Annotated in this window: 30 protein-coding genes and 1 tRNA gene; 23 read left to right on the top strand and 8 right to left on the bottom strand. The window is 45.6% G+C overall.

What is annotated here, in order from left to right:
• Position 1: 1 nt before the first annotated feature.
• Positions 2-574 (bottom strand): hypothetical protein, encoded by a 573-nt coding sequence (locus tag Q7U10_00515; GenBank protein ID MDO8281104.1) that lies wholly within the window; start codon positions 572-574, stop codon positions 2-4.
• Complete coding sequence (locus tag Q7U10_00520) at positions 552-1,526, bottom strand: N-acetylmuramoyl-L-alanine amidase (protein MDO8281105.1); 975 nt, start codon at positions 1,524-1,526, stop codon at positions 552-554. Before Q7U10_00520 ends, Q7U10_00515 begins: the two co-directional genes overlap by 23 nt.
• A 144-nt stretch (positions 1,527-1,670) precedes the next feature.
• Here Q7U10_00520 and Q7U10_00525 point away from each other — a divergent pair, with 144 nt between their 5' ends.
• Positions 1,671-3,032: a class II fructose-bisphosphate aldolase gene (locus tag Q7U10_00525; protein MDO8281106.1), complete on the top strand. Its 1,362-nt coding sequence runs from the start codon at positions 1,671-1,673 to the stop codon at positions 3,030-3,032.
• Between the two features lie 66 nt (positions 3,033-3,098).
• On the opposite strand, the gene Q7U10_00530 is transcribed toward Q7U10_00525, so the two are convergent.
• Positions 3,099-4,304: a 6-phosphofructokinase gene (locus tag Q7U10_00530; GenBank protein ID MDO8281107.1), complete on the bottom strand. Its 1,206-nt coding sequence runs from the start codon at positions 4,302-4,304 to the stop codon at positions 3,099-3,101.
• Between the two features lie 172 nt (positions 4,305-4,476).
• On the opposite strand from Q7U10_00530, the gene Q7U10_00535 reads away from it, so the two are divergent.
• Positions 4,477-4,992, top strand: a complete 516-nt coding sequence (locus Q7U10_00535) for a hypothetical protein (protein ID MDO8281108.1) — start codon at positions 4,477-4,479, stop codon at positions 4,990-4,992.
• Positions 4,993-5,023: 31 nt separating this feature from the next.
• Here the strand turns inward: Q7U10_00535 and hisB are convergent, their stop codons facing one another.
• Genes hisB through hisG form a run of 3 tightly spaced genes read right to left on the bottom strand, consistent with a single transcriptional unit; the run spans position 5,024 to position 7,562 of the window.
• Positions 5,024-5,617, bottom strand: coding sequence for an imidazoleglycerol-phosphate dehydratase HisB (gene hisB / locus Q7U10_00540; protein MDO8281109.1), 594 nt, complete (start codon positions 5,615-5,617; stop codon positions 5,024-5,026).
• Between the two features lie 39 nt (positions 5,618-5,656).
• Positions 5,657-6,673 carry a histidinol-phosphate transaminase gene (gene hisC, locus Q7U10_00545; protein MDO8281110.1) on the bottom strand — a complete coding sequence of 339 codons (1,017 nt, stop codon included), beginning with the start codon at positions 6,671-6,673 and terminating at the stop codon, positions 5,657-5,659.
• A 13-nt stretch (positions 6,674-6,686) separates the two neighbouring features.
• Positions 6,687-7,562: an ATP phosphoribosyltransferase gene (gene hisG, locus Q7U10_00550; GenBank protein MDO8281111.1), complete on the bottom strand. Its 876-nt coding sequence runs from the start codon at positions 7,560-7,562 to the stop codon at positions 6,687-6,689.
• A gap of 272 nt (positions 7,563-7,834) precedes the next feature.
• Here hisG and Q7U10_00555 point away from each other — a divergent pair, with 272 nt between their 5' ends.
• The 4 genes from Q7U10_00555 (at position 7,835) to Q7U10_00570 (ending at position 9,743) form a co-directional block, all read left to right on the top strand.
• A complete protein-coding gene (locus Q7U10_00555; GenBank protein ID MDO8281112.1) occupies positions 7,835-8,719 on the top strand; it encodes a multiheme c-type cytochrome in 885 nt (294 codons plus the stop codon).
• A gap of 6 nt (positions 8,720-8,725) precedes the next feature.
• Positions 8,726-9,055, top strand: a complete 330-nt coding sequence (locus Q7U10_00560) for a hypothetical protein (GenBank protein ID MDO8281113.1) — start codon at positions 8,726-8,728, stop codon at positions 9,053-9,055.
• 135 nt (positions 9,056-9,190) lie between these two features.
• Entirely contained in the window at positions 9,191-9,616 is a 426-nt protein-coding gene (locus Q7U10_00565) for a hypothetical protein (GenBank protein ID MDO8281114.1), read from the top strand.
• Between the two features lie 40 nt (positions 9,617-9,656).
• Positions 9,657-9,743: transfer RNA gene (locus Q7U10_00570), tRNA-Leu, on the top strand.
• 116 nt (positions 9,744-9,859) lie between these two features.
• Here the strand turns inward: Q7U10_00570 and Q7U10_00575 are convergent.
• Positions 9,860-11,215 (bottom strand): sigma-54 dependent transcriptional regulator, encoded by a 1,356-nt coding sequence (locus Q7U10_00575; protein ID MDO8281115.1) that lies wholly within the window; start codon positions 11,213-11,215, stop codon positions 9,860-9,862.
• Between the two features lie 5 nt (positions 11,216-11,220).
• Positions 11,221-12,618, bottom strand: coding sequence for a HAMP domain-containing sensor histidine kinase (locus Q7U10_00580; GenBank protein ID MDO8281116.1), 1,398 nt, complete (start codon positions 12,616-12,618; stop codon positions 11,221-11,223).
• Positions 12,619-12,871: 253 nt separating this feature from the next.
• Here Q7U10_00580 and Q7U10_00585 point away from each other — a divergent pair, with 253 nt between their 5' ends.
• From Q7U10_00585 to Q7U10_00665, 17 genes are all read left to right on the top strand, one after another.
• Positions 12,872-13,183: a hypothetical protein gene (locus Q7U10_00585; GenBank protein MDO8281117.1), complete on the top strand. Its 312-nt coding sequence runs from the start codon at positions 12,872-12,874 to the stop codon at positions 13,181-13,183.
• A gap of 29 nt (positions 13,184-13,212) precedes the next feature.
• A complete protein-coding gene (locus tag Q7U10_00590) occupies positions 13,213-13,386 on the top strand; it encodes a hypothetical protein (protein MDO8281118.1) in 174 nt (57 codons plus the stop codon).
• A gap of 13 nt (positions 13,387-13,399) precedes the next feature.
• Positions 13,400-13,876 carry a hypothetical protein gene (locus tag Q7U10_00595; protein ID MDO8281119.1) on the top strand — a complete coding sequence of 159 codons (477 nt, stop codon included), beginning with the start codon at positions 13,400-13,402 and terminating at the stop codon, positions 13,874-13,876.
• A 19-nt stretch (positions 13,877-13,895) separates the two neighbouring features.
• Positions 13,896-14,147 (top strand): hypothetical protein, encoded by a 252-nt coding sequence (locus Q7U10_00600; GenBank protein MDO8281120.1) that lies wholly within the window; start codon positions 13,896-13,898, stop codon positions 14,145-14,147.
• Between the two features lies 1 nt (position 14,148).
• Positions 14,149-15,240 (top strand): sulfite exporter TauE/SafE family protein, encoded by a 1,092-nt coding sequence (locus tag Q7U10_00605; protein ID MDO8281121.1) that lies wholly within the window; start codon positions 14,149-14,151, stop codon positions 15,238-15,240.
• Between the two features lie 4 nt (positions 15,241-15,244).
• Positions 15,245-16,099 (top strand): universal stress protein, encoded by an 855-nt coding sequence (locus Q7U10_00610; GenBank protein MDO8281122.1) that lies wholly within the window; start codon positions 15,245-15,247, stop codon positions 16,097-16,099.
• Positions 16,100-16,198: 99 nt separating this feature from the next.
• Positions 16,199-17,752 (top strand): ATP-binding protein, encoded by a 1,554-nt coding sequence (locus tag Q7U10_00615; protein ID MDO8281123.1) that lies wholly within the window; start codon positions 16,199-16,201, stop codon positions 17,750-17,752.
• Between the two features lie 2 nt (positions 17,753-17,754).
• A complete protein-coding gene (locus Q7U10_00620; protein ID MDO8281124.1) occupies positions 17,755-19,086 on the top strand; it encodes a sigma-54 dependent transcriptional regulator in 1,332 nt (443 codons plus the stop codon).
• A gap of 237 nt (positions 19,087-19,323) precedes the next feature.
• A complete protein-coding gene (locus tag Q7U10_00625; GenBank protein MDO8281125.1) occupies positions 19,324-19,803 on the top strand; it encodes a hypothetical protein in 480 nt (159 codons plus the stop codon).
• Positions 19,804-19,844: 41 nt separating this feature from the next.
• The gene (locus tag Q7U10_00630; protein MDO8281126.1) at positions 19,845-20,771 is read left to right on the top strand and encodes a sulfite exporter TauE/SafE family protein; all 927 of its coding nucleotides are present in this window, start codon (positions 19,845-19,847) and stop codon (positions 20,769-20,771) included.
• A 1-nt stretch (position 20,772) separates the two neighbouring features.
• Positions 20,773-21,564, top strand: coding sequence for a TIGR02186 family protein (locus Q7U10_00635; GenBank protein ID MDO8281127.1), 792 nt, complete (start codon positions 20,773-20,775; stop codon positions 21,562-21,564).
• Between the two features lie 2 nt (positions 21,565-21,566).
• Complete coding sequence (locus tag Q7U10_00640) at positions 21,567-22,424, top strand: universal stress protein (GenBank protein MDO8281128.1); 858 nt, start codon at positions 21,567-21,569, stop codon at positions 22,422-22,424.
• A gap of 5 nt (positions 22,425-22,429) precedes the next feature.
• On the top strand, positions 22,430-22,849 hold the full coding sequence (locus tag Q7U10_00645) for a universal stress protein (protein ID MDO8281129.1): 420 nt from the start codon (positions 22,430-22,432) through the stop codon (positions 22,847-22,849).
• Positions 22,850-22,900: 51 nt separating this feature from the next.
• A complete protein-coding gene (locus Q7U10_00650) occupies positions 22,901-23,023 on the top strand; it encodes a DUF202 domain-containing protein (GenBank protein MDO8281130.1) in 123 nt (40 codons plus the stop codon).
• Positions 23,016-23,138 carry a hypothetical protein gene (locus tag Q7U10_00655; GenBank protein ID MDO8281131.1) on the top strand — a complete coding sequence of 41 codons (123 nt, stop codon included), beginning with the start codon at positions 23,016-23,018 and terminating at the stop codon, positions 23,136-23,138. The genes Q7U10_00650 and Q7U10_00655 overlap by 8 nt, the downstream gene beginning before the upstream one ends.
• 173 nt (positions 23,139-23,311) lie before the next feature.
• Complete coding sequence (locus tag Q7U10_00660) at positions 23,312-24,553, top strand: PEP-utilizing enzyme (protein MDO8281132.1); 1,242 nt, start codon at positions 23,312-23,314, stop codon at positions 24,551-24,553.
• On the top strand, positions 24,550-24,921 hold the full coding sequence (locus tag Q7U10_00665) for a response regulator (protein ID MDO8281133.1): 372 nt from the start codon (positions 24,550-24,552) through the stop codon (positions 24,919-24,921). The genes Q7U10_00660 and Q7U10_00665 overlap by 4 nt, the downstream gene beginning before the upstream one ends.
• Position 24,922: the final 1 nt, after the last annotated feature.

The raw sequence follows: 24,922 nt of genomic DNA on the forward strand, positions 1-24,922 counted from the left end.
GCTACTTGATAGCGGCTGCAATTCCTTCTCCTATGGGTTTTGATATATCAATATGGCCGCCAAGGCTCTCAGCCTCTTTGCCCTGAATCAGTATCTTCATAGCCGTAAAGCCCGGAACAGCAGCCTTCAGTTTGCCGTAAAGGCCTGAGATAATATTGAACTCTTCCATCGCATCCCCTTTGAAGTTCTTGAGCAGTCCGTCGCCGAGGTCAATGTATATGACTCCAGTCTTGTCCACATAAAGATCCAGAAGCTGAGTGTTGTAAGGCTTGATGTACTCCCTTATCACACCCTCAGCAATGACGAGGACTGAATCCTGCCTGTCCCCCTCTTCAGAAGAAGCAGGGGAACTCCCCTTGTAAAGATTGCCGGGATCGGTATTATCTGTCTCTTCAGATGTCTTTCTATTGCCGGAAGTTATGTCTGATATAAATGATGACTCAAATGAGAATCTCGGCTTGAAATAGATAAAACTCGCCCCTGCGGTTATGAACAAGACCGCTATCATGAGGATGAAGAACTTCCATGAGCCGCCCTCTTTAGAACCTTTTTTATCTCTTTGCGTTTTCTTCATAATTAGTTATGCCTCTATAGATCGCTCCGGCTATCTCAGCCTCAAATTCATTTATGTATGAAGCATCTTCAAATGAAGGCAGCTCAACCATGATTGCTGCCGCCTCAACGTTAGAGAGAATGTTGTATGGCAGATGCCTTACGATAATCATGTCGCTGCTGAATTTCTCCGAAAGAGAGTTCTGTATCGCCTCAAGCAGGGCATTGGTCTTTGCCTGATAATCATATTGCCCTCTATGGGCCAGATAAGGAAGGATATTTTCAGCAGGGATCTCTGTGACAACAGGAAGATAAAGCACTATCTCCTTATGATTGCCGACATGCAGGCTTATAAAAACATCAGCATCTTCGCTGTCAGCCGCGTTTACTCTGTCACTGACCGATATGAAATTATCACCCGATCTCGTCAGAGAAGATCTCAATTTATTCTCCAGCGCGAGAAGATTTATTCTCTTTGCGATATCAAGAACAACATTCTTCTCATTAAAACCGCCTTTCACAATCCCGTAATCAGGCCCTCCGTGGCCGGGGTCAATCACAACAGTTTTGGACTTGTGAGAAACACCTTTCTCATTACTGACCTTAGCCACGATCTCCTGAGAAACATCGATCACGAGCCTGTCAGGGTCTTTGAGAATAAATGCCTTGAAAGCTGTGAAATTACCGGGTGAAAAGAGTATCGCATCATCGAGTTTTTTATATTTAACATCAACATTCTGCTCAGATATTTCAAATGCAGATCCAGGGAACGCAACATGGATGTTGTTTGCCCTCTGGCTCACGATAGACTTTGCGATAAGGCCTTCAGGCCCTTCCAGTACTATCCTCTGAAAATCAGAATGACGGCTCGACCTGAGCTTTAAAATATTCAGGTCATCAGCATCGGCATAACTGGCAAAAAAGAAGAGGGAGAGTAAAAGCAGCGCCTTTTTCATGATGGGAAATTTTAGCATTTATCGCTCTTTATATGCCATATAGACATAACAGTCTTTATAATTTCCAAAATCTGGTGTAAAGTATAGAAATCTTATAAATTGTCCTGAATAAATTCATTCAGCAACATAATACTTCATTACAATAATAAAGGAGGATGAGCAATGTCATCAATACTTGAGAAGGTAAAGGGATGTGTCTCTGTTTCAGGCGGAAAGGTGGAGATTAAAGACGCCAAAGCAGTAAGGGACATTATGGATGGCCTTATTTATGAGGCTGTCTTTACCGCAGATGATGCGCAGAAGAAAGACCTTTTGAGGCTTGTTATCGAGATAGCCAAGAAGATGGGAGCTGTGCCGTCTTCTATCCAGTCGATCTATGAGGAGATGGGAAGAAGCTACCCGGGGTTTACCGTACCTGCCATAAATATAAGAGGGCTCACATATGACGTCGCCAGAGTGATCTTCAGGAAGGCGAACCAAATGAATGTCGGAGCTATGATATTTGAGATAGCCCGTTCAGAGATAGGCTACACAAAACAGAAGCCTCTTGAGTATTCTGCTGTTGTGCTTGCAGCAGCGGTCAAAGAGGGATATACAGGCCCGGTATTCATACAGGGCGACCACTTTCAGCTCATAAGAAAAAATTACCTTGCCGACCCCAAACCTGAGACAGAATATGTGAAAGGGCTTATCAAGGAAGCTGTTGAAGCGGAATTCTACAACATAGACCTTGACACATCCACACTTGTTGACCTTGATAAGAAAGACCTTAAGGAAGAGCAGAGGCCGAACTTTGAAGCTGCCGCTGACCTTGCGGCGCATATAAGAGGGATCGAGCCTGCGGGCGTTACAGTTTCAATAGGCGGCGAGATAGGAGAGATAGGCGGCAAGAACAGCACATCAGAAGAACTGAGGGCGTATCTTGACGGCTTCAAAGAGACGATGAAGGCAGGCAAAGGCGTAAGCAAGCTCAGCGTACAGACAGGCACATCCCACGGCGGGGTCGTGCTTCCTGACGGATCGCTCGCGCAGGTAAAGATCGCTTTTGAGACATTGAGAGAGATGTCTGATGTCGCAAGAAAAGAGTACGGTCTTTCAGGCGCAGTTCAGCACGGCGCATCCACACTTCCTGATGAAGCATTCCACATGTTCCCTGAGACAGGCACCTCAGAAGTCCACCTTGCAACAGGTTTCCAGAACATCATATACGACAGCCCTTCTCTTCCCGCTTCATTCAAGAACGATGTTTATGAATATCTGAAGACTGAATGCGCAAAGGAGAGGAAAGAGGGGCAGACAGAGGAGCAGTTCTTTTACAGCACCCGCAAGAAGGGATTCGGCACTTTGAAGAAGAAGTGGTGGAACCTGCCGGCAGAAGTAAAAACACCCATAATGAAAGAGCTTGAGGACAAGTTCGATCTCCTCTTTAATAAATTGAAAGTCGGAAACACTAAAGATTACGTTAACAAGAATATGAAGGTCGTTGCTGTTGAAAAGAAAGTTGCGGATAATGTTTTAGGATAATTATAGAAACAAGAAAGCCCGCCTCGAAACTTCGGGGCGGGCTTTATATTTTTTGACTATCAGCGTTTAATGCATCCTCTCAATCTCGCCCTTCTCTTCTGATACTTCAGGATTATAAGCTTCCGGCTTTCTGCCGAAACAGACTCCGAGCGTCTCATAGAAAGAGACGATATCGAGGCTGACATGCCTCTGCTTAATCACCTCTGCCGTAGGCTTGTAAGATATCTTTGTCCCCTGTACCTTGACTACTGTATTTCCGCCAAGCCCTTTTGTTAAGAGTATGACTGCCGCGCCTCCTGCCTCTTTGCCGAAGTTGGTGTCATAAGCTGATGAAGCGCCCGAACGCACCAGATGCCCCGGTGTCACTTCCCTCACTTCCGGTATCTTGTAAACGCCCGGCACAAACATGCCGACCCTCTTCATGAACTCCTTGATATCAGGGTCTTCCTTCATCCTCTTCTCGATCTGCTGCCTCACATACTTTCCAGCGCCTGCGAGTTTTTTATGCCCGAAAGCATCAACGCCTGCTGACTCATCATAGAGCAATTCCCCTGTTGCAGTAGTCACACCTTCCGCAGCTACGATGGAATATGTGCCTGCCTTCACATCGCTGCGCTCTATCCTCGCAAGGAACCTCTGCTTCACATGCGCGTATACGATATCAAAATCAACCGGTATCTCAGGTATCAGGATACAGTCAGCATCACCGCCGATTCCGCCCCTGAAGGCTGTATGCCCGGCGTACCTGCCGAACGCCTCAAACACGATAACACGATTGTGAGTATTGCCCGTGGTCTTAAGATCCCTTACAAAGGTCGCGATCCTGTTGATGGCTGAATCGCCGCCAACGCTGTAGGTCTGTAAATCAAGGTCCATGGTCTTTGGAGCATGCACGCAGGCGATCCCCTGAGCGGCAAGGTCAACCATCACACTGCCTGAATCATCGCCCCCGCTTATGACAAGCCCGCCTATATTGAACTTCTCCAGCCCCTTTTTGATCCTCTCATACTTATGCTCGTCTTCGATCTTCTTGACCTTTACCCTTGAATTTCCCGCTTCGGAACCGGCCATATCAGCCTGGATCAGATCAAGCCTCTCAGGTGTGAGAACAACGACCTTCTCCATATCAATGAGGTTGTACAGCCCGGCATAGCCGTTAGGAATAATGACCGCCTCGATGCCCATGGAATTCGCCATCTGTGCAGCGCCTTTGATAACTCCGTTAATGCCTCCGCAATCTCCGCCGCTTGTAAGTATTCCGATTCTTTTAATGCTCATATTGATACTCCTTTCTTTAAGAGATTAATTCTGAAGAATGCGTAAATTTTACCACATTATATTATCGTCTGCCAGAATTAATTTTCCATTGACCACTCGTTGAATGTATGCTACTTTTACTCAGTAGTTCAGATAATACATGGTTGAGTTGTAAATGGAGGCGATTGTGGGGTTTGTAAAACCATATGAGAATTTCCCTTTTTCGATGGTTCTCTTCGCGGTTCTGGTGAATGTTTCGATCTATGCCCTTGGCGCTGTCATCCTTTCCGGCTTTGGGTATATTATGGCTGCGCTCTATTTGCTTTACTGTCTCGGCGTCGAGATCCATGTTATGAAAATGAGCTGTGTTGACTGCTGCTACTACGGCAAATGGTGCGCTTTCGGCAGGGGCAAAGTAGCCACGCTCCTTTTCAAGCAGGGAGATCCGAAGCGGTTTACTTCCAAATGTATATCGTGGAAAGAGTTGCTGCCTGATATATTTTTGTTACTGATCCCGCTTGTCATAGGGATTGCGCTCCTGATCCGAGGTTTCTCATTGAGCATGGCTATGATGCTCGCGGCACTTGTGGCGTTATCCTTCGGCGGCAATTACATCGTCAGGAGTAAAATAGCCTGCAAATACTGCAAGCAGCGTGAACTCGGCTGTCCTGCGGAGCAGTTTTTCAACAAGCAGCAAGCTTAGCGGTTTTAAGGATGACTCGTCGGGCTTGTTCTTAAAGCGTCCCTTTAGTCGAAGGCACGCCCTTTGTATTGGGATGTATCTTGACAGCTGACTGGAGCGCCCTGCCGAAGCCTTTGAATATCGCTTCAAATATGTGGTGAAGGTCACGGCCGTAGCTGAGATTTATATGCAGGTTCATGCCTGCTGAATTTGAGACCGACCTGAAGAAGTCCTCGAACAGAGAGACATCGATATCCTTTATCTTCCTCCCGCCTTTTGGAAGCTTAACGTTGTAGACAAGATACGGCCTTCCGCTCAGGTCAATAGCGATCTGCGCGAGGCACTCATCCATCGGAGTAAGTGATTCGCCGTATCTTCTTATGCTCTCTTTATTCCCGAGCGCGTCTTTTATCGCAGCGCCGAGGACGATGCCGAGGTCTTCTATGAGGTGATGATAATCAACATCAATGTCGCCATTTGCATCTACAGTGAGATCCAGGTGGCCGTGCTTTGACATAAGGTTCAGCATGTGGTCAACAAAAGGGATGGATGTGTTTACTTTATAAGTGCCCTTGCCGTCAAGATTAATGCTCGCCTTGATGTTCGTCTCTTTTGTCTTTCTCTCAACCTTTGCTCTTCTCGCCATTATATCCCCCTGTAAGGATTGATCTATTTTATTAAAACATCATAGCAGATCTTTTAAAGTTTTAAGAAATATGCCATTCTCTTTCGGAGTCCCGACAGTCACCCTGAGACAACCGTCAACTACGCCATGCATATTCCTTATAAGTATGCCGCTTTTAAGAAGCATCCTGTGAACCGTATCTGAATCCTCAACCTTGAAGAGAATGAAATTGGCATCAGACGGAAAAGGCAGAACACCGTCTATCTTCTGCATCTCATGAAAGAGCCTCTTTCTCTCTGATACGATCAGCTTTATCTTTGAGCCGGTGATCTTATCTCCCTTCAGAGTCTTGACCGCGACCTCCTGAGAGAGCGAGTTTAGATTGAACGGGAGCCTGACCTTGTTCACCTCATTGATGATCTCTGTGTCAGCTATCATGAAGCCGACCCTCAGTCCTGCGAGGCCGATCTTGCTCAATGTCCGTAGGATGATGAGACTTTTATATTTATTGAGAAGCGGTATAAAACTTTTCTTATCTGAAAATGCCTGATACGCCTCGTCAACAATGACTATGCCTTTTGATTGCTTTATTATCTTAAGTATTCTGTCAGTGGAAAAGGCGTTACCTGTAGGGTTGTTGGGTGAGCTTAGAAAGATGAGCTTCGGGTTTATCTTCTTGACCGCCTTTAGCATCTCTTTTGTATCAAGGTCGAATTTATCATCAAGAGGGATGCCAGCGCTCTTTTCTCCCAGCGCCTGAGAGATAATACGGTACATGGAGAATGTTGGAGTCGGAAATAAGACCGGGCCTCCAAAGGTTGTGATAAGGCATTGTATAAGTTCGTCAGAGCCGTTTCCGTGAAGGATGTTCTCAGGATTCACCTTGAGCTGTTTTGCAAGGAGGTCTCTTAAAGCCTTTGCCTCAGGGTCAGGATACCTGTTAGTCTTTACGGTTTTAAAAACCTTTACGCCGTAAGGGCTTTCATTCGCGTCAAGCTTGACCCTGCACGGGATCTCTTCTGCCTGATAGGCGCGGAGTGAACGAATGTTAGGTTTTACAAGTTTTTTGATATCCATGAATATGACTTGTCTAAGGTATTACCTTATTAAGCGGATATTCTATAATCCCTTCTGCTCCTGCGGCTTTGAGCTTTGGGATAAGGTCGCGGACTATCTTCTCCTCTATCATCACCTCAAGCGCGACCCAGCCCTCATCTGAAAGCAGCGATAATGTAGGCGAGTGCATGGCAGAGAGCAGGCTCATGACCTTCTTGAGGGCCTTCTCAGGGACATTCATCTTGAGGCCCACCTTCTCTTCTGCTGCAAGGGCGCCTTTGACAAGAAGCACGATATTCTCCATCTTCTGCCTCTTCCACTTATCCTTCCAGGCATTCTTATTTGCAATGAACCTTGTGCTTGATTCAAGTATCGTCTCGATCACCCTCAGGTTATTCGCCTTTAGCGATGTCCCGGTCTCAGTAAGTTCGACAATGGCATCGCACAGATGCGGGGGCTTCACCTCTGTAGCGCCCCATGAGAAATCTATCTTTGCCTTGATGCCTTTGGACTTTAGATATTTTGTGGTGTAGCCGACAAGCTCGGTAGCTATGCGCTTGCCCTGCAGGTCTGCAACCTTTTTTATCTTTGAATCATTCGGAACAGCGATGACCCATTTGACAGGCCTCAGCCCGCCCTTTGCATAGTTAAGCTCGGCAACCTCTTTCACATCAGCGCCCTGCTCAAGCACCCAGTCCAGTCCTGTAAGCCCGGCGTCAAGCACGCCGTCATCAACATACTTTGCCATCTCCTGCGCCCTTATAAGCAGCGCCTCTATCTCAACATCATCAAACACAGGATAATAAGAACGCGCGTCAATGGAGATGTTGTACCCTGCTTTTTTGAAAAGTTTGAGCGTCGATTCCTGTAGGCTGCCCTTGGGAAGCCCGAGTTTCAGTACCTTTTTCATTGCGATTCTTCCTTATTAAATAAACTATTATTAAATTTATAAGCTATTTTTCGTATTATAATACAGGCAATACAGGAAATATTCAAACCTTGATAAGTAAAAATAAAGTTTCCTAATTTAGCTATTATTAATAATACCTTGACATGAAAGTCACCTGTTAATTTATAATTAGACCTGTTTTTCATCAGGCCGCGGTTATGATTACCGGGCTATAAAAATATTCTGAATAACTATCAGGTTATTTCACAAAAAATATTTAAAGGAGGATTAAAATGAAAAGAACTTTTTTACTCATCTTTTTCGCGGCTCTTTTGCTAATGCCCTTTTCAGCATTTGCTGAACCGGCCGGGTCAATCGATGAACTGGTAGCTCCGTATGATTCATCCAAGTGCGTTGACTGTCATGAAGACATACACAAAAATTGGGCAAACTCATGGCATGGCAAATCAATTGTAGACCCGAGGGTATTAAGGACTTTCAGGACATTTATCTTAAGCGGCCTTGATAAATCAAAGGGCACAAGAAAGGACTTGAAGGATGTATGCCTTCCATGTCATGCCCCGATGATCTCAAACGCTTCTGATGCGCTTATCAATCAGATCTCTGACATGATAATAACAGCGGTTGATGATGTTGACCTTACCAAGAGGGCCTCAGCAGTCAAAGAGCTCTCAAAGCTTAACATCAACTGCCTCGGCTGCCACAACCTGAAAGGCACGCCTGACGGCAAACCTGCTGATAAGACCATTTACGCGCCTGGCATCTCAACTGATACACCTCCTCACAAAGAAGAGTTCGGGTACGAGACGGTAAAGACCGATTTTCTGAAGAAATCAGAGTTCTGCGCAACCTGCCACCACGGATGCGGAGACCTGCCTTCGTCAGAATGCCCCACGATCTATTCAAGCTATAAAGAGAAGTACCTGGCTCACGGCGGTGACAAGACCTGCCAGCAGTGCCACATGAAGGGCGGGGATGAGCAGAGCCACAAGTTTCCCGGCATATATGAGAAAGATTTTGCAAGCGAGGGCATAGATATAAAGCTCACAACAACACCTACACAGATGGTGAATCACCTCGAGAACAAGTTCGTGCCTACTGTTGTGATCAACGTCCAGTTGACCAATCTATCAGGGCACGGCATGCCCCATGGGTGAATATACATGCCAAAGACGGCACTGGATGTGACCGTTAAAGACGAAAAAGGCAATGTAATATTTTCAAAGAATGAAGAGTTCGCCATCTATGACCTGCACCTGCCTCAGAATAAAGAAGGCTATCTCGGCCTGAACGACTGGGACATTACAGCCATGACGCATTTCGACCTCGGGCTGGAGCCGCGTGAAACAGAATCATATACATTTGTCGTGCCTGTAAATGAGGGCATTAAGTCAGTGACCGTTGATGCTTCCTACAGCTACCTCTACGAAGAGGTCCCGGGCAAATCTGCTGTCCTCAAATCAGTAACAAACAAGGTGGATTTCGCAAAGTAACCGATATCTTCACAAAGAGGGTTCCGGGTGCAGATCCGGGGCCCTCTTTTTTTTATCTTCTGATGCCGTTTGAAAAGTATCGCCAAAAGATGTAAAATCTTCAACAGATATATTCATGTTTTTTATAAGGGGAAAATGAAAAAGATATATTTATTACTGATGATCATGGCTATTTTTACTGCAGGCTGCGGCAAGGATGAGGTTAAACCTTCCTATGATTCAGCCATTACATTGAACGCTCTCCAAACTGTAAATAAGATCAAAGAGGCTTACATGGCAAAAGATACTGCAACCCTCGGGGCAAACATGAACAAGGAACTTTATGACGGCATATCAGACAAACTCGTTTTTGAAAAAGCCGACCTCTCCTTCTCAACCCCTCGGATAGTCAGGATAAGCGACCCTGATGTAAAAGTGCTCCTGAACTGGCAGTGTGAATGGACGGTTGACGGCACGATGCTTCGAGACAGGGGCGTCAGCACGCTGGTCTTTAATGTTGATACGATGAAGCTTGTCCGCATCGAAGGCGCAAGCCCCTTTAATACGCCTGGAATGAAATAGGTCAGGAAAGTTTATTTGTAATCTGCAGCTCGTTTGGTTAGCCGAAGTGGTGGAATTGGTAGACGCGCTAGATTCAGAGTCTAGTAAGGTCAAACTTGTGGGGGTTCGAGTCCCCCCTTCGGCACCATTAACTTATATCTCAATCACCTGCCTCTCCATGCGAGGCCGTTGATGGTGCTTACTTCCTTTGATGCGGTCATGGTCTTATTATACAAGAAGAGTCTGCTGCATCAGTAATTCAGCTCACTCAAGGCCATATCTTTTAAGTTTCCGCCATAATGAGACTCTGTCTATGCCAAGCGCCTGCGCTGCTGCCGTCTTATTGCCGTTTACTTCTTTCAGCGTCCATTTTATGTATTCGATCTCCTGATCCTCAAGAGACGGGATCACATTATCTTTCTTCCTGAATGTCTTGACGCTCAAGGTCCTGATATCTTCCGGCAGATGCCCCTCATCAATAATATTCCTGTTAGCAAAGGCGACCCCACGCTCTATAATATTTTCAAGCTCCCTTATATTGCCCGGGAAATCATACTTCATAAGTATTGAGATCACCTCAGGCGATATCTCTGTGACATTCTTCTTCATGAGCGCTGAGTACCGCTTTAAAAAATAATAGCTCAGCATGGGGATATCATTTCTTCTTGCTGAAAGCGGCGGTATATTAAGGGCAACAACATTAAGCCTGAAGTACAGGTCTTCCCTGAATTGGCCGGTCTTTATTATATCCTTGATATCCCTGTTGGTTGCAGCGATGAACCTGACGTCCGCCTTTATCGGCTCTGTGCCTCCAAGCCGCATGAATTCCTTCTCCTGTATCACCCTCAGAAGCTTTACCTGCATGGCAGGCGTCATCTCTGTTATCTCGTCAAGAAAAAGTGTCCCGCCGGATGCTGTTTCAACAAGCCCTTTTTTAAAAGCGTTTGCTCCTGTGAACGCGCCTTTTTCATGGCCGAAGAGTTCATTTGAAAGAAGCTCCTCTGTCAGTGCGCCGCAGTTTATGGCTACAAAAGGTTTTTCCGCCCTGTCGCTGTTAAAATGTACGTATCTTGCAACCAGTTCTTTTCCGGTCCCGCTTTCACCTGAGATGACCACATTGCAGTCTGTCGGCGCCACCTGTCTCGCTGTTTCGAGAAGCTTCTGCATTATAGGGTCCTGAGTTATGATCTTTGCCTTGCCTTCAAACTTGGCTATCTGCTCTCTGAGAAGCGCATTCTCTTTTTTAAGGTTTACCTTCTCCAACGCGTCCTTTACAACCTTCCTTACTTCATCGAGTTTGAAAGGCTTGGCTATATAATGATATGCGCCTTTTTTGATCGTATCCACGGCAGATGTAATGGTTGCGTATGCCGTGATCATGATAACCTCTGTGTCAGGGTGTGTCTCCTTGGACTTCTCAAGTATCTCTATGCCGTCAACTTTCTCCATCTTCAGGTCTGTCAGTACAATATCGAACTCCTGGGTCTGGAGCAGCTTGATCCCCTGAGGGCCGCTGGATGTTGCTACAACATCGTATCCCTCTTTTTTCATTATATGTTCGAGATTCCTCAGTGCGACTTTTTCATCCTCAACTATCAATATCCTGCCGTTATTCGCCATATCCATCACTCCCCTGGAAATATTTCAATGATGAAGCTCGTGCCGTATCCCGGCTCGCTCTCAACAATGATCGAACCGCCGAGTTCCTTGATAATGTTATGGACAATAAAGAGCCCGAGTCCGTAGCTCTTTTTTGTCTTCTTTGTTGTAAAGAACGGGCTGAAGATATTCTGGACCATCTCTTCGCTCATGCCTGAACCGGTATCAGACACAACGATCTCTATCCGTCCGTTCTCAGGGATCTTTTTCGCGGCGATAACTATCTTACCCTCATCGCTGATCGAGTCCACACTGTTCTTGATGAGATTTATGAATACCTGCTGGAGCTTCTGTTTATCAGCTACAAACTCGATGTTCCCCGGTATCTTTATCGAGAGCTGCACCTTTGTAGGAATATCTCCCCTGAGAAAGTGAAGGGTCTCATCAACCGCCTTTTTAAGGTTCACCATCTCCTTATCGCTCTTCCTTGAGTAGCCGAGCATGGAGTTGACAATATTCTTTGCCCTGTCTGTTTCATCTTCTATCTGGGTCAGGAGCTCTTTCTTATATTCATCATCACTGCTATCAATCTCCTCCCTTAATATCTGAGCTGAGGTGGAGATATTGGAGATAGGGTTATTAAGTTCATGCGCGACCCCGAAGAGAAGCGTGCCCAGTGAGGCGAGTTTTTCCGATTGCACAAGGTATCCCTTCCTCTCCTCAAGCTCATGCAGCATCCTGTTAAACGCGCTGTTGAGTGATATCATCTCCTTGTCTTTGGTCTCTATCGGAACAGGGGAGAACTCCCCCATTGCGACCCTCTCCATGTGCTCTTCAAGTATCCTCAGCGGCTGTATCATTTTTTTATAAAAGAGGATCGCGCCTATTGAGCCGGCCGCCATAAAGAACATTATTGAGAGAAGAACTTTGTGCCTGGCTGACTGAAGCGTTTCCTGCATGATCTCCCGTTCAGTCTTTGATATCTTCTCCGCTGCCGTAACAAGTTTCCGCCCGACCTCCCGCAATATCTCCTCGCTGCTGCTGATATTCGTATCTATGGAAGGCAGCGCTGTCAGCAGCTCCTTGTATTGTTCTAAATCTTTTTCGATCTCAAGCAGCACATCATTTTTTGCAAATACACCAAGCTGGGCTCCATTATTTTCCAGAAGTCCTTCAGCCTTATTCACATAAGTAAAAAGCTCCCTGTAATCTTCATCTTTTTTATATAAGAAATAATTTTTCTCAAATCTTTTTATCTCAAGGGTTGTGTCAAAGAGATCAGAGACTACAGCACCTGATTTCACCATCTTCTCCACTTCCCCTAGGCTTGTGCGGTTCACAATGATGACCACTGCCATCAATATCAGGGCAACCACATAGAACAATGCCAGTTTCTGTTTAATGCTGCTGGGCGCTCGTACCATAAAACTATAATAATCAGAATCGTTGCAAATTGCAATCAACAAACACTTATCTGCAACACTTACTCCACGCCGTAGATTTAAAGGATTTCCAAAGAATCCTAAGCATGCTATTGCATTGTGCAACAAAGCAAAAAATATATCGTTTTCACTGACTGACAAAATTCCTTTTAATACCAAAGTGTTACGGGCTTAAAATGTATTGGCACGGAAAGTGTATTAGATAATGCAAAAGCTTTTCGAAAAGGGGGAAGAAATGAAGGGTATATCAAAGAAATTTGAACAGATATTTTCAGCAGTAGCATTTGCGGAAGAAGGAGAGTTTGAAACAGCGAGGGAGATTTTAGGAGAAGGGCAGACATTGGTAGGCAAGATCAAAATACTTAAAAGTGAAGTTGAAATCTCAGTTGATAATCTCGTATCAATGGCAATTACATTTGCAGAGGCTGGAGAACATGACAAGGCGCTGGAGATCATGAAAGAGGCAGAGGAAAAACTTGCGGGTTTAAATCAGGAACTGCAGAGAGACTTTGTATCTTTATCAACATCAACAAGTTCAGCCCATTAATAAAATAATCTTAAATAAGGAGGAAGGCAATGAAGACGATCGCAGAGAAATTTGAACAGATATTTTCCGCTGCGGCATTTGCAGAAAGCGGAGAGCATGAAACAGCGAGACTCATAATGAAAGAATGCGCGCCGGCAGAAATAAAGAGCCGGAAGCAGGCAGCAGCAGACAGCATCCTAATCCAGTCCGTAAAGGCAAATTAAGCACAAAGGCGATATGAAAAGATTACAGAAAAGATTCGAAGACATTATGTCAGCTGTAACCTTTGCTGAAGAAGGTGAGTTTGATACAGCGAAAGAGTTTCTCAACGAAGGGAGAAAAGTCCTTTATGCGGTAAAGGAAGGGCAGGACGACAGCAGGGCGTTCAGATACGCGATGAATGTGTGCAGCAGGATCGGGGCAAGCCTTGACATACTGTATGTCTCTCCAAAGAAGATCGTCAGCCCTTTCATAGACCAGTTTGTCATCGAATTAAAAAAAGAAGGGATCAGGCACAGCTTATTTCATACAAGCGGCTGCCTGAAAAACCAGATAATCGATCATACAGATAAAAAGAAAGGGATCCTCTTTGTAATTGTCGGTTCATCAGAAAACCTTGCGGTTGACTGCAGAAGAAAAAATAAAAAGCTGTCAGATGCGTGGGACAACCTGGGATGTCCGTTAGTGGTTGTCTCTGATCTTGAAACAGCTTAAAAATAATAAGGAGAGAAAAATGGCAAAGAGTTATCAATCTAAAAAGCCTGTCGGGAAGATGATCTTTATGGGCATAATTTCCATAGCGCTTTATGTCACCCTGCTTTCACAGCAGGACATGCTTAACGAGTATTTCGGAAAGGGCGGTGTATACGCATTCCTTCCGATAGTCACAGCTTTTCTTTTTTCGTATATACACGGTACATTCACAGGCGACTTCTGGACTGTGTTGGGAATAGAAGCTGCCAGGAAGAAACAGGAGGTAAAGTAAGATGCACGACACAGTTAACGCAGTTGCCAATTTTATCAATCTTGATACAGCGAATATTATCTATCTCTTTCTTGTTGGATTCGTCGGCGGCCTTGTAAGCGGATTCATCGGTTCAGGCGGCGCATTCGTTCTCACACCGGCAATGATGAGCATGGGAGTTCCCGGACTGGTAGCAGTTGCCAGCAATATGTGTCACAAATTTCCAAAGGCCCTCATCGGAGCCATCAAACGCGCAAAATACGGACAGGTGGATGTCAAGCTCGGCATCGTCCTCGGCATCTCAGCGGAGGCCGGAGTCCTTTACGGAGCTCACATACAGGAGAGTATTAAAAAGTCATTTGGAGAAGCCGGTTCAAACCTGTATGTCAGCGCGGCATTTGTAGTGATCCTTGCCGTTGTCGGCGGATTTATATTGATAGACGCATGGAAGACTTACAAATCAGGCAATGCTCATGAAGAAGAAAAGGTTACCAAACTCGCGCGCTGGGTGCAGTCAGTCAACATCCCGGGGACAATGGTCTATTTCAAAAGCATCGACGCAAAAGTATCTGTGCTCTTTACTCTTCCGCTCGGTTTTGCAACCGGAATGTTAGCCGCAACTATCGCAGTCGGCGGTTTCATAGGAGTGCCGTCAATGATCTATGTGTTAGGCGCGCCAAGCCTCATGGCGTCTGCGACAGAGCTTGTCATCGCATTTGTAATGGGACTGGGCGGTTCATTTAAATTCGCAATGCACGGGCTTGTTGACATCCGCCTCGCAATGATCATACTCGCGGGTTCCCTCTTCGGAATTCAGCTTGGCGCTATCGGAACAACCTATGTAAAGCCTTTTATGATAAAGGTCGTTATGGGTGTTATCATGGTGACAGTGCTCTTCAGCCGCGCTCTGATGGTTCCGGTCTACATGTCACAGCTTCATCTTATACAGGAACTTAGCGAAGGCACGGCAAAATCATTAAAGAATGTCAGTTTTGGCATTATGATATTCGCCCTTGCAATGGGAGCATTTATCGTCCTGAGGGCGATGTGGCAGGGACGCAAGGCTGAGAGGCTGCTGCACACATCAGAAGCTTTAGGGCACGGAAAGGTATAACACAATGGGAAGATACAGAAAGATCCTTGTAGCGGTTGACGGTTCAGAATCAAGTTTGCACGCATTAAAAGAATCCTTTAAGCTTGCGTCTAATGAAAAAAGCTGGATAACTGTTGTATCCGTGGTTCCGCCATACATGGGCGATCTGGATCTGATAGCTGTGGGAAATGTCCTTGCGTCAGCCAGAAAACCCTGTGAGGATGCCCTGCTGAAAGCCAATAAAGCAGCAAAGGCCGAAAGGGCGCTGATAAAGACGGTCTGCGAGGAGGGAGAGATACACGAGAGGATCATTGACCTTGCTGATGCGGAAAACTGCGACCTGATAGTCATGGGGAGAAGAGGCATGAGCCGGCTTGAAAGGGCTCTGCTCGGCAATATTACCGCAAGAGTTATCGGTTACAGCAATAAAGATGTCCTTGTTGTGCCAAGAGACACTACTGTCGGGTGGCAGAAGATACTCGTCGCAACTGACGGTTCAAGATTCAGCAAAGCCGCTGCCGCAAAGGCGATAGACTTTGCGAAATCATACGGAGGAGAACTGATCGTCATATCGGTTGTGGATGTCCCTACAGAGTTTTACGGCGAGGCGCCGCAGATCGTTGAGGATATGGTCAGGAAAGCAAAAGGCTTTGTAGATGATGTAATAAAAGATGCGACAGCATCCGGTATAAAAGCAGAAGGATTTGTCAGGGAGGCAGAGGCATATCAGGCCATTACCGGCATTGCAAAAGAACAGAATGTAAATACAATAGTGATGGGGTCACACGGCAGGACCGGATTAAAGAGGCTTCTCATGGGCAGTGTCGCTGAGAAGGCAATAGGACATTCACCCTGCCCTGTGCTTGTGGTTAAGGCTTAACTTAATTAGGATCCGGGATAACAACATGATACTTTTAAAGCCCCTTAGAAGAATTTGAGGGGCTTTATTATTTGTTTTTTGAGTTAAAATAAAAACATCATGTCATTAAAGAAAAAGATAATCCTCAGCTTTCTTGTCAGTGCATTGATCATCACCCTGCTCTCAGTATTTTTATATCTGAATTTCGTTGAGATAAAAAAAGAGACCGCCTTTCTTGAGCTGACCGATACCATACGAAGCAAATCGCTGCAGCTCAGGCGGCATGAAAAGAATTACTTTCTTTACGCGCCTGCAAAGGCTGAGGAAGAATCAAAAGCTATCTATGCGTATCTAAGAGAACTTGATGACATTCTCAATAACATGAACCCTTCTTCAATGGACCGGACAGCCTCCCTGAAGACGCTTGTGCGTGAATACCGCGAACAATTCGGTAAAATAGAAAGATTGCTGGGTACGGCAATGGCTGAATCGGAAAGATTGAAAATATCTTCCCCGGCCTACTTGAAGATCAGCCGTCTGATAGAGTCTAATTTCCTGGATAAACCGCTTGAGGATGTGAATTATCTGCAAGAGGTTTTTTCACTGCCATCAAGCCATAACCTGATATCCTGCCTGAATGAATTTGACGCTGAGATCAGCGCCCTCAGAAAGACCGGTGAAAACATCCTGGCGAGTTCCAAAGAGCTCGATAAAACCGCAAGGGGAAAAGTTGACAGCTTTATCAATATGTCACGGACCGCCATTCTCGTATTCTTCCCACTCTTCCTGATCGTCGGATTCGGGGCTATTCTATTCATCATCAGTAATGTTGTGAAGCGTTTGCAGCTAATCACAAATCTTATAGAAAAGACCGGAAAAGGGGATTTTACACATATTTCTAATCCTGCATATGAATGGGGCAAGGATGAGGTGGGGCAGCTCATCAGGAAGTTCAACGATATGGAAGAGCTGCTTTCCCATAGGGAAAAGGAGTTGCTCCGGAGCAAGAAGCTTTCAGCGATAGGCATGCTCGCATCAGGAGTCGCGCATGAACTGAATAATCCGCTGAATAATATCTACACCACTGCCCAGCGGCTTACGAAAAAGTCAGGCGATCAGATCCCGTTATCTGTAAAAAACGGTCTGGATGATATCTTCAGCCAGTCCTTGAGGGTCAAGGGCATTGTCAGTGACCTCCTTGAATTTGCAAGAGGCAGGGAGCCGCATATTATGGCTGTAGAACTGCGAAGCTTCATATCCGGAGCATATAAACACCTTGGCAGCACAATAAGCACGGGAAACGTACGGTTCTCCCAGGAACTGCATCCGGATGAGATAGTCATGTACGCAGACCCTGAACAGCTGGAGCAGGTCTTCATTAACCTTTTTATCAATGCTGTTGATGCCATGTCAGGAGAAGGAGCGCTGACAGTGAAAGCAGAGGAAGAGGATACCCTCGTAAGGATAAAAGTATCTGATACCGGAAAGGGGATATCCCGTGAAACACTTGAAAAGATATTCGAACCTTTCTATACCACAAAGGGTAAAGGCACGGGCCTCGGGCTTGCCATTGTTTACAATATTATCCAGAAACATCGCGGCGAGATACAGGTCGAGAGCGAAGAAGGAAAAGGGACGACATTCATCATCACATTGCCAAAGGAGAATGCATAGCTATGTCTTTTAATATACTTGTCGCAGAGGATGAAGAGATAACACTCAACAACATTATCGATACATTGCAGGAAGAAGGCTACAGCGTTTCTGCGGCAAAAGATGGAAGAGAGGCGCTTCAGAAGATCGAGAGCGAATACTTTGATGTAATTATCACCGATATAAAAATGCCTTACATTAGCGGTATTGAACTCCTTGAGAAGATCAAAGAGAAGAACCTTGATACAGAAGTAATAATGATCACCGGGTTCGGGAGCATCGGCTCGGCGGTTGAGGCCATGAAGAAAGGCGCCCATGATTATATAACGAAGCCTTTTGACCTTGATGAACTGTCGCTTCGTGTAAAGAAGTTCTACGAACAGAAGTCGCTTAAAAAGGAAAATCTCGCATTAAAGACCTTTCTGGGGATGAACAAAGAAGTCCCTATTATTGCAAAAAGCGAAGGCATGAAGAAGATATTGTCTGTCGTTGAAGGGATGAAAGACTCGGATTGCAGCGTATTCCTCACAGGAGAAAGCGGGGTCGGGAAAAATCTTGTTGCCAAGATAATTCATTCAAGCAGCAGGAGAAAGAACATGCCCTTCCTCTCCATAAATTGCGCGACCCTGACAGAAGAGCTGCTCTCAAGTGAACTGTTCGGGCATGAAAAGGGCGCCTTCACCGGAGCTGTTATGACAAAGCAGGGGCTTGTTGAGATAGCTGATACAGGAATACTTTTTCTTGATGAGATCGCAGAGCTTTCGCCGAGCCTTCAGGCAAAACTTTTAAAGGTTGTCGAAGAAGGCGAGTTCTACAGGGTCGGAGGGACAAGGCCCAAAAAGGTTGATGTCAGGTTTCTCGCCGCCACAAACCAGAATGTAAAGAACCTGATAGCAGACGGCAGGTTCAGGGAGGACCTCTATTACAGGCTGAATATAATGGAGATCTTTATTTCACCGTTAAGGGAACGGATAGATGACATAAAACCCCTGAGCGCATACTTCCTTCAGAAGCATCTTCCGAAGTCCAATAAAAAGATAACAGGCATTACAAAAGAGGCGATGGAAATTTTAATTAATTACAGTTTCCCCGGGAATGTCAGGGAGCTGGAAAATATTATTGAACGCGCCATCATTCTCGAAAAGAGTCCCATGATAACGCCTGAAAGCATCCCCCAAAGCATCCGTCTCCTGCAGATAGAGACACTTGACCCTGACAAACTGAAGACTGCTGATGAACTCGTTAAGGAATATGCCGAAAAGGTTCTAAAGATGTTCAGCAACAACAGGACAAAGGCGGCAGAAGCGCTGGGTATCTCAAGGACAAGCCTCTGGAAGATATTGAAAGAAGAATAGTGTTAACACTGTTCATATTCTAAACGCTGCAAAAACCTTCTCTCTTAATTCATTCATTCCGTTTTTAATCACTGTATTACCTTTAAATCTCTTCATCAACATCTGCAAAATCTGCTGCTTCTCACTGTTTACATTCTAAACACATTTTTTAACCCTCCAAATTTAGACTTTAATTTCAATAGGTTTTAAGTGGCATGTTTAGTGCATTGCCTTATATGAAGCTTAAGGAGGGTAAAAATGAGAAAACAGATTTTATTCGTTACATATGAGAATGAAGATTTTGATGAAGGCCTTTCGTATGCCGTTGATCTTGCAAAGGCGATGAATGAGGATCTGACGATCCTGATGGCCAAGAAGAAAAGCCTGATGAGAAGGTTTGAGGATCTCATGACCGCAGTCACCTTTGCCGAGGCCAATGAACATGAAACAGCACAGCAAATCCTCTCTCATAAGATGGACGGCCTGTCTAAAAACAAGCTTAATCAATTCCTTGAAAAATGCCAGGGAGAGGGCATCGCTACACAGGTCTATACGGTGGAGCTGGATGCGCTCTCGGCAATAAAAGATTTTCTCAAGGAGAAAAATACAGTTGATATGGTCCTGTTGAGCCCAAGCGTTATTGAGAACGGGAATATTACACCACGCGACTTGCAGAGGCTTGTAAGGACAGCATCAAGGCCGATCGTGACAATGGCGCGGCAGATATATGCGACGTAACTTTTAATGACAATATCAAAATTTCAGGAGGAGAAGGTTTCATGAATTTTATGTATCTGTATTTACCGGTAGCATTAACCAGCATTAATGTTTTGATTCCTGTCGGGCTCGGGCTCGCGGTCGGGCTGCTCTCAGGCCTTTTCGGTGTCGGCGGCGGATTTCTGCTGACCCCGCTTTTAATTATGTTCGGCATCCCCGCAACTGTCGCTGCAGCAACGGATTCAAACCAGATAGTCGCGGCATCAACATCTGGAACATATGCCCATTGGAGGGTTGGCAACGTAGATTTTAAAATGGGGCTTTATCTTCTTGTCGGAGGTTTTGTCGGAGGGCTATTCGGCGTCCAGGCTATCAAGATCCTCAAGGCTACAGGCAATGCGGACTTTGTTATAAAGATGACATATGTGCTCATGCTCGGGTCAGTCGGCTCTTATATGCTCTTCGAAAGCCTCAGCAGCCTGAGAAAAAACAAGGTGGAAAAAGTTGAAGATGAAAAAGAGACGGGCTTCACGAGATTTTTAAAGTCGCTTCCTCTGCAGACCCATTTTGAAAAATCAGGCGTTACTCATTCATTGCTCCTTCCAGTCATCTTTGGCGGTTTTGTCGGGGTGCTTGCCGCGATAATGGGTGTCGGAGGCGGGTTCTTAATGGTCCCTGTCATGGTATATATATTGAGAATGCCTATGCATGTTGTTGTAGGCACAAGCCTCTTCCAGATACTCTTTAATTGTATAGAGGTCACTTTTCTCCAGGCATATACCAATCACAGCGTGGATTTTATCCTTGCGGTACTTTTGCTGTTAGGTTCCACAGTAGGCGCGCAGGTAGGGGCGGTATTCGGAAGGAAATTAAAAGGCGAGCAGCTTAAGGTATTTCTTGCGGCAATAGTGCTTATGGTCACAGTAAAGATAGTCTTTGACCTTACATTAACACCGTCATTGCTTATATCACAGGCAGGAGGACACTAATATGAAAGCGCATAGAATTATTTATCACATTGTTTTTTCGTTAATAATTTCATTATTCATTTCAACTATATCACCGGGCAAAGCGTCAGCGGAAATGACAGTAAAGGCGAATCATGACGATATAAAGATCGACTTCTTTTATCACGGCAGCACAGTGAGCGTTGCGGGAGTAACAGACCCCGGCACTGATCTTATCATCAAGATAGCTTCTGCTGAAGGGCACGAGGTGCTGAAGCAGAAAGGAAAGGTAGCAGGTTTTTTATGGATGAATACAGGAACGCTGAACTTCGAAAAGACTCCGAACCTCTATTCCATTTACAGCACAAAAAATATTGATGATATTCTGAGTACGGATGATATGGATAAATATGTTATCGGCTATCCTGCGCTAAGCAGGCATGTAGAAATTGCGCCTATCTCAAATGAAGACGAACGATCAAAATGGTTTAATGAGTTCGTGAAATACAAAGAATCATCCAACCTTTACAAAACCTCATCCGGCAAGATATTGATCTCTGATAAGGACGGCAGACAGGCATATTATATTCTGACTGCCTGGCCTTACCAGGCACCTCCCGGAGATTATGTTGTTACCGTATACGCAGTAAAAGATAATAAGGTCATTGAAACAAAAGAAGCTAAGGTCCTGGTTGAACAGGTCGGCATTATAAAAATGCTTGCCGGCATGGCAAAGAATAATGGCGCTTTATACGGGCTCATATCAATTATGTCTGCACTGGCTGCAGGGTTTGGAGTCGGCCTGATATTCAAGAAAAGCGGTGGAGCGCATTAATTATGTATAAAACGATTTTGGTAGGTTTTGATGATTCTGACTTTAGTAAAGCAGCGCTGATCGAGGCGTCGAACTGGATAAAAAGGCACGGCGGAAAACTCATTCTGGTTCATACAGTATTCTTTGACACCGAGGAATTCGGAATCGCGCCTGAACAGCTTGATAAACGCCTTAGGATCGGCGAAAAGGTTTGCGTACAAACAAAGGAAATGCTGACTTCCGAATTCGGCATAGAAGTTGAATCCCTGCTTTGTGAGGGAGAGCCGCCTGAGGTCATAGTTGAAATTGCACGGGAAAAGAAGGCTGACCTTATCATGCTCGGCACATATGGCAGAAGAGGTTTTAAGAGGCTGCTCATGGGAAGCGTAACGTCACAGGTTGTTGTAAATGCGCCTGTTGATGTGCTGGTGGTGAAAAAACCGTGTACCGAATGCACGGGAGAATATAAATCTATTTTAGTTCCATTTGACGGTTCGCCATCCGCTCAAAAGGCATTAGAACGCGCCTGTCATCTGTCAAAGATCGATAATGCGGAGATAAATATTCTGTATGTTATTCCCCGCTATGAAGAGATGGTGGAATTTTTCAAAAGCAGCTCAATAAAGAAGAGCCTTTTTCAGGAGGCGCAAAAGATCATTGATACGGCAAAGGAAATTGCCTCAAAGCTTGGAGTCTCTGCAAAAGATGAGATACAGGAAGGAAACGCGGCGGAGAAGATCGTAGAGTCCTCCAGGAAACTTAAACACGGTTTGATAGTAATGGGAAGCTACGGATACACAGGCGTTAACAAGGCGATCATAGGAAGCACCGCTGAAAGGGTGATAACCAATGCCGCCTGTCCGATACTTGTGGTGAGGTAAATCAAATGAGAGGTTACAGGAAAATATTAATAGCAGTGAACGGTTCCAAAGATGTCCTTACGCAAGGTTTGAAACTGGCTCACGATGAGAGCTGCTGGGTAACGGTTGTTAAGGTGATACCTGCAAACGAAGGAGATTTCAATCTTCTAGGGGTGAAAAACATAGAAGACGTATTGAACAGCGGCTCCTATGGGGAAGTCGCTGAGATCAATTCTATCGCAAAGACCGAAGGGGCTTTGATAAAGACAAGGCTCGAAGAAGGAGAACCTTATAAAAAGATCTTGGAAGCCGCAGAAGAGGAAAGATGCGACGTTATAATAATGGGCATGAAAAAACGCAATTGGCTCAGAAAACTTTTCGGCGATAACACCGTCGGGAAGGTCATCAATCAGGCGCCCTGCCCTGTTTTTGTAGTCGGAGCATAAAGACTGCCTCGCATCACAGACAGCGTAAAAGGTATGTAGTATAATATTTACATGCCTCCTGAAGATAAGAACGCTGTAAAAGTTCTCAACCGCCGCGTCCATATGGCAAACGAGAGGACATTCCTCGCGTGGATAAGGACGAGCATAAGCATCATGGCATTTGGTTTTGTTTGAGAGACAGATAGATAAAGATACTTACCAGCCATCACTGATCCTTGACATATTGCTTGCCATATCTGTGCTTGCCATCGGTATTTTTCTTGTGATCTATCTGATCCACAGTGTCTGAAAACGGGAAGTAAAAGAAGACCCTACCCTCTGTTCGGCTCGCCTCAGGACATTGAATGGTCCATTGACCAGAGCGGCAGGATCATCATCCTGCAAAGCCGTCCTCTCAGCTATATCGCTTTAAATGGAAAAGCAGATATCGAAGATACTGCCAATAATGATGCGGAGAGATCTTTGCTTAGCGGCGGGGTCACTGCGAGCAGCGGGGTTGCCTGCGGCCCTGTTCATATTGTGCGTACAAATGTTGACCTTCTGAATTTTCCAAAAAGCGCGGTACTTGTTGTAGAACACCCTTTGCCCGAATGGAGCACACTTTTGAGCCGGGCGGTTGCCCTGGTCAGCGAAACCGGACATGTCACGTCTCATCTCGCGACCGTCTCGCGTGAATTCGGAATACCTGCAATCTTCAGCATTAAGAACGCAACTAAAAAACTTCATAATGGAGATATCGTCACTGTTGACGCTGTGGGCCGCCGCGTATATTCAGGCCGAAGGGATGACCTGCTGGCGCAGGCTGCCGCGCCTACCAACCTGATGGCAGGCAGTCCGGTTTACAGATTGCTTGAAGAAACGATGAAGCTCATAACCCCGCTGAACCTGACCAATCCGGCATCCCCGTATTTCAAGCCTTCGTCCTGTGAAACCTATCATGACCTAACGCGATTCTGCCATGAGAAGGCGGTTGCTGAGCTCTTCAACCTCAGTTCCAAACACGGATTTGATGAAAAAGAGGCCAAACAGCTGACAGCGGATATTCCTTTTCAATGGTGGGTGATAAACTTGGAAGACGGTTTCAGTGAAAAGGTGGACATAAAAGAAAAGTTTATTCATATCGACGATATCGTATCCGTGCCTATGCTTGCCATCTGGGAGGGCATGACCGCTGTCCCCTGGAAAGGCCCTCCTCCGGTGTGTTTAAAGGGGTTCGGCTCCATCATCTTTGAATCCACCATGAGGCCGGGGCTGGATCCCGGAGTGCGCTCAAGGATGGTATCAAAAAATTACTTTCTGATCTCTAAGAATTTCTGCAATCTGAACGTGCGGCTGGGCTATCATTTCGCTTTGGCTGAAGCGCACCTGAGCGACCTTCTTACTGAAAACTATGTCAGTTTCCAGTTCAGGGGAGGCGCAGCAGATGCAACCCGCAGATTCATCCGCATAAACCTTCTAAAAGATATACTGGAGAGATTCGACTTCAGGGTTGAATTAAAGGGGGATGCGCTTACCGCGCGTATTGAGAAGAAGCCCGCCCTCTTCCTGATCGAACGCCTGAAGGTCTTGGGATATCTGCTTATACATGCCCGTCAGATCGATATGGTCATGGGGGAGCAAAGCATGGTAGAAAATTACCGCAGATCCATCATGGCCGATCTTGAGAGAATTATAAATATAACTGATAAGGAGAATACGGTATGAATGACAAGATCAGTATCCTGCTCGTTGATGATGAAACCGATTTCCTCGAGATGACAACGAAAAGGCTTTCACGCCGGGGTTATGATGTAAGGAGCGCAGCGAATTGCGCAGAAGCGATCCTGGAACTTGAACGCGGCTGCCCCGACGTGGTGATCCTGGATGTAATGCTGCCTGACAGAGACGGCATCCAGTGCCTTAAAGAGATCAAGCAGAAATGGCCGTCAGTTGTCGTTATCCTGCTCACCGGCCATGCATCTATGCAGACTGGGCGGCTGAGCATAGAGTACGGGGCAAATGATTATTGCCTGAAACCTATAGAGCTGGATGATCTGATAGAGAAGATCGAGATAGCATGTAAGGAGAAATAAT

It is taken from the genome of Thermodesulfovibrionia bacterium, assembly GCA_030646035.1.
GTDB lineage: Bacteria > Nitrospirota > Thermodesulfovibrionia > UBA6902 > UBA6902 > JACQZG01.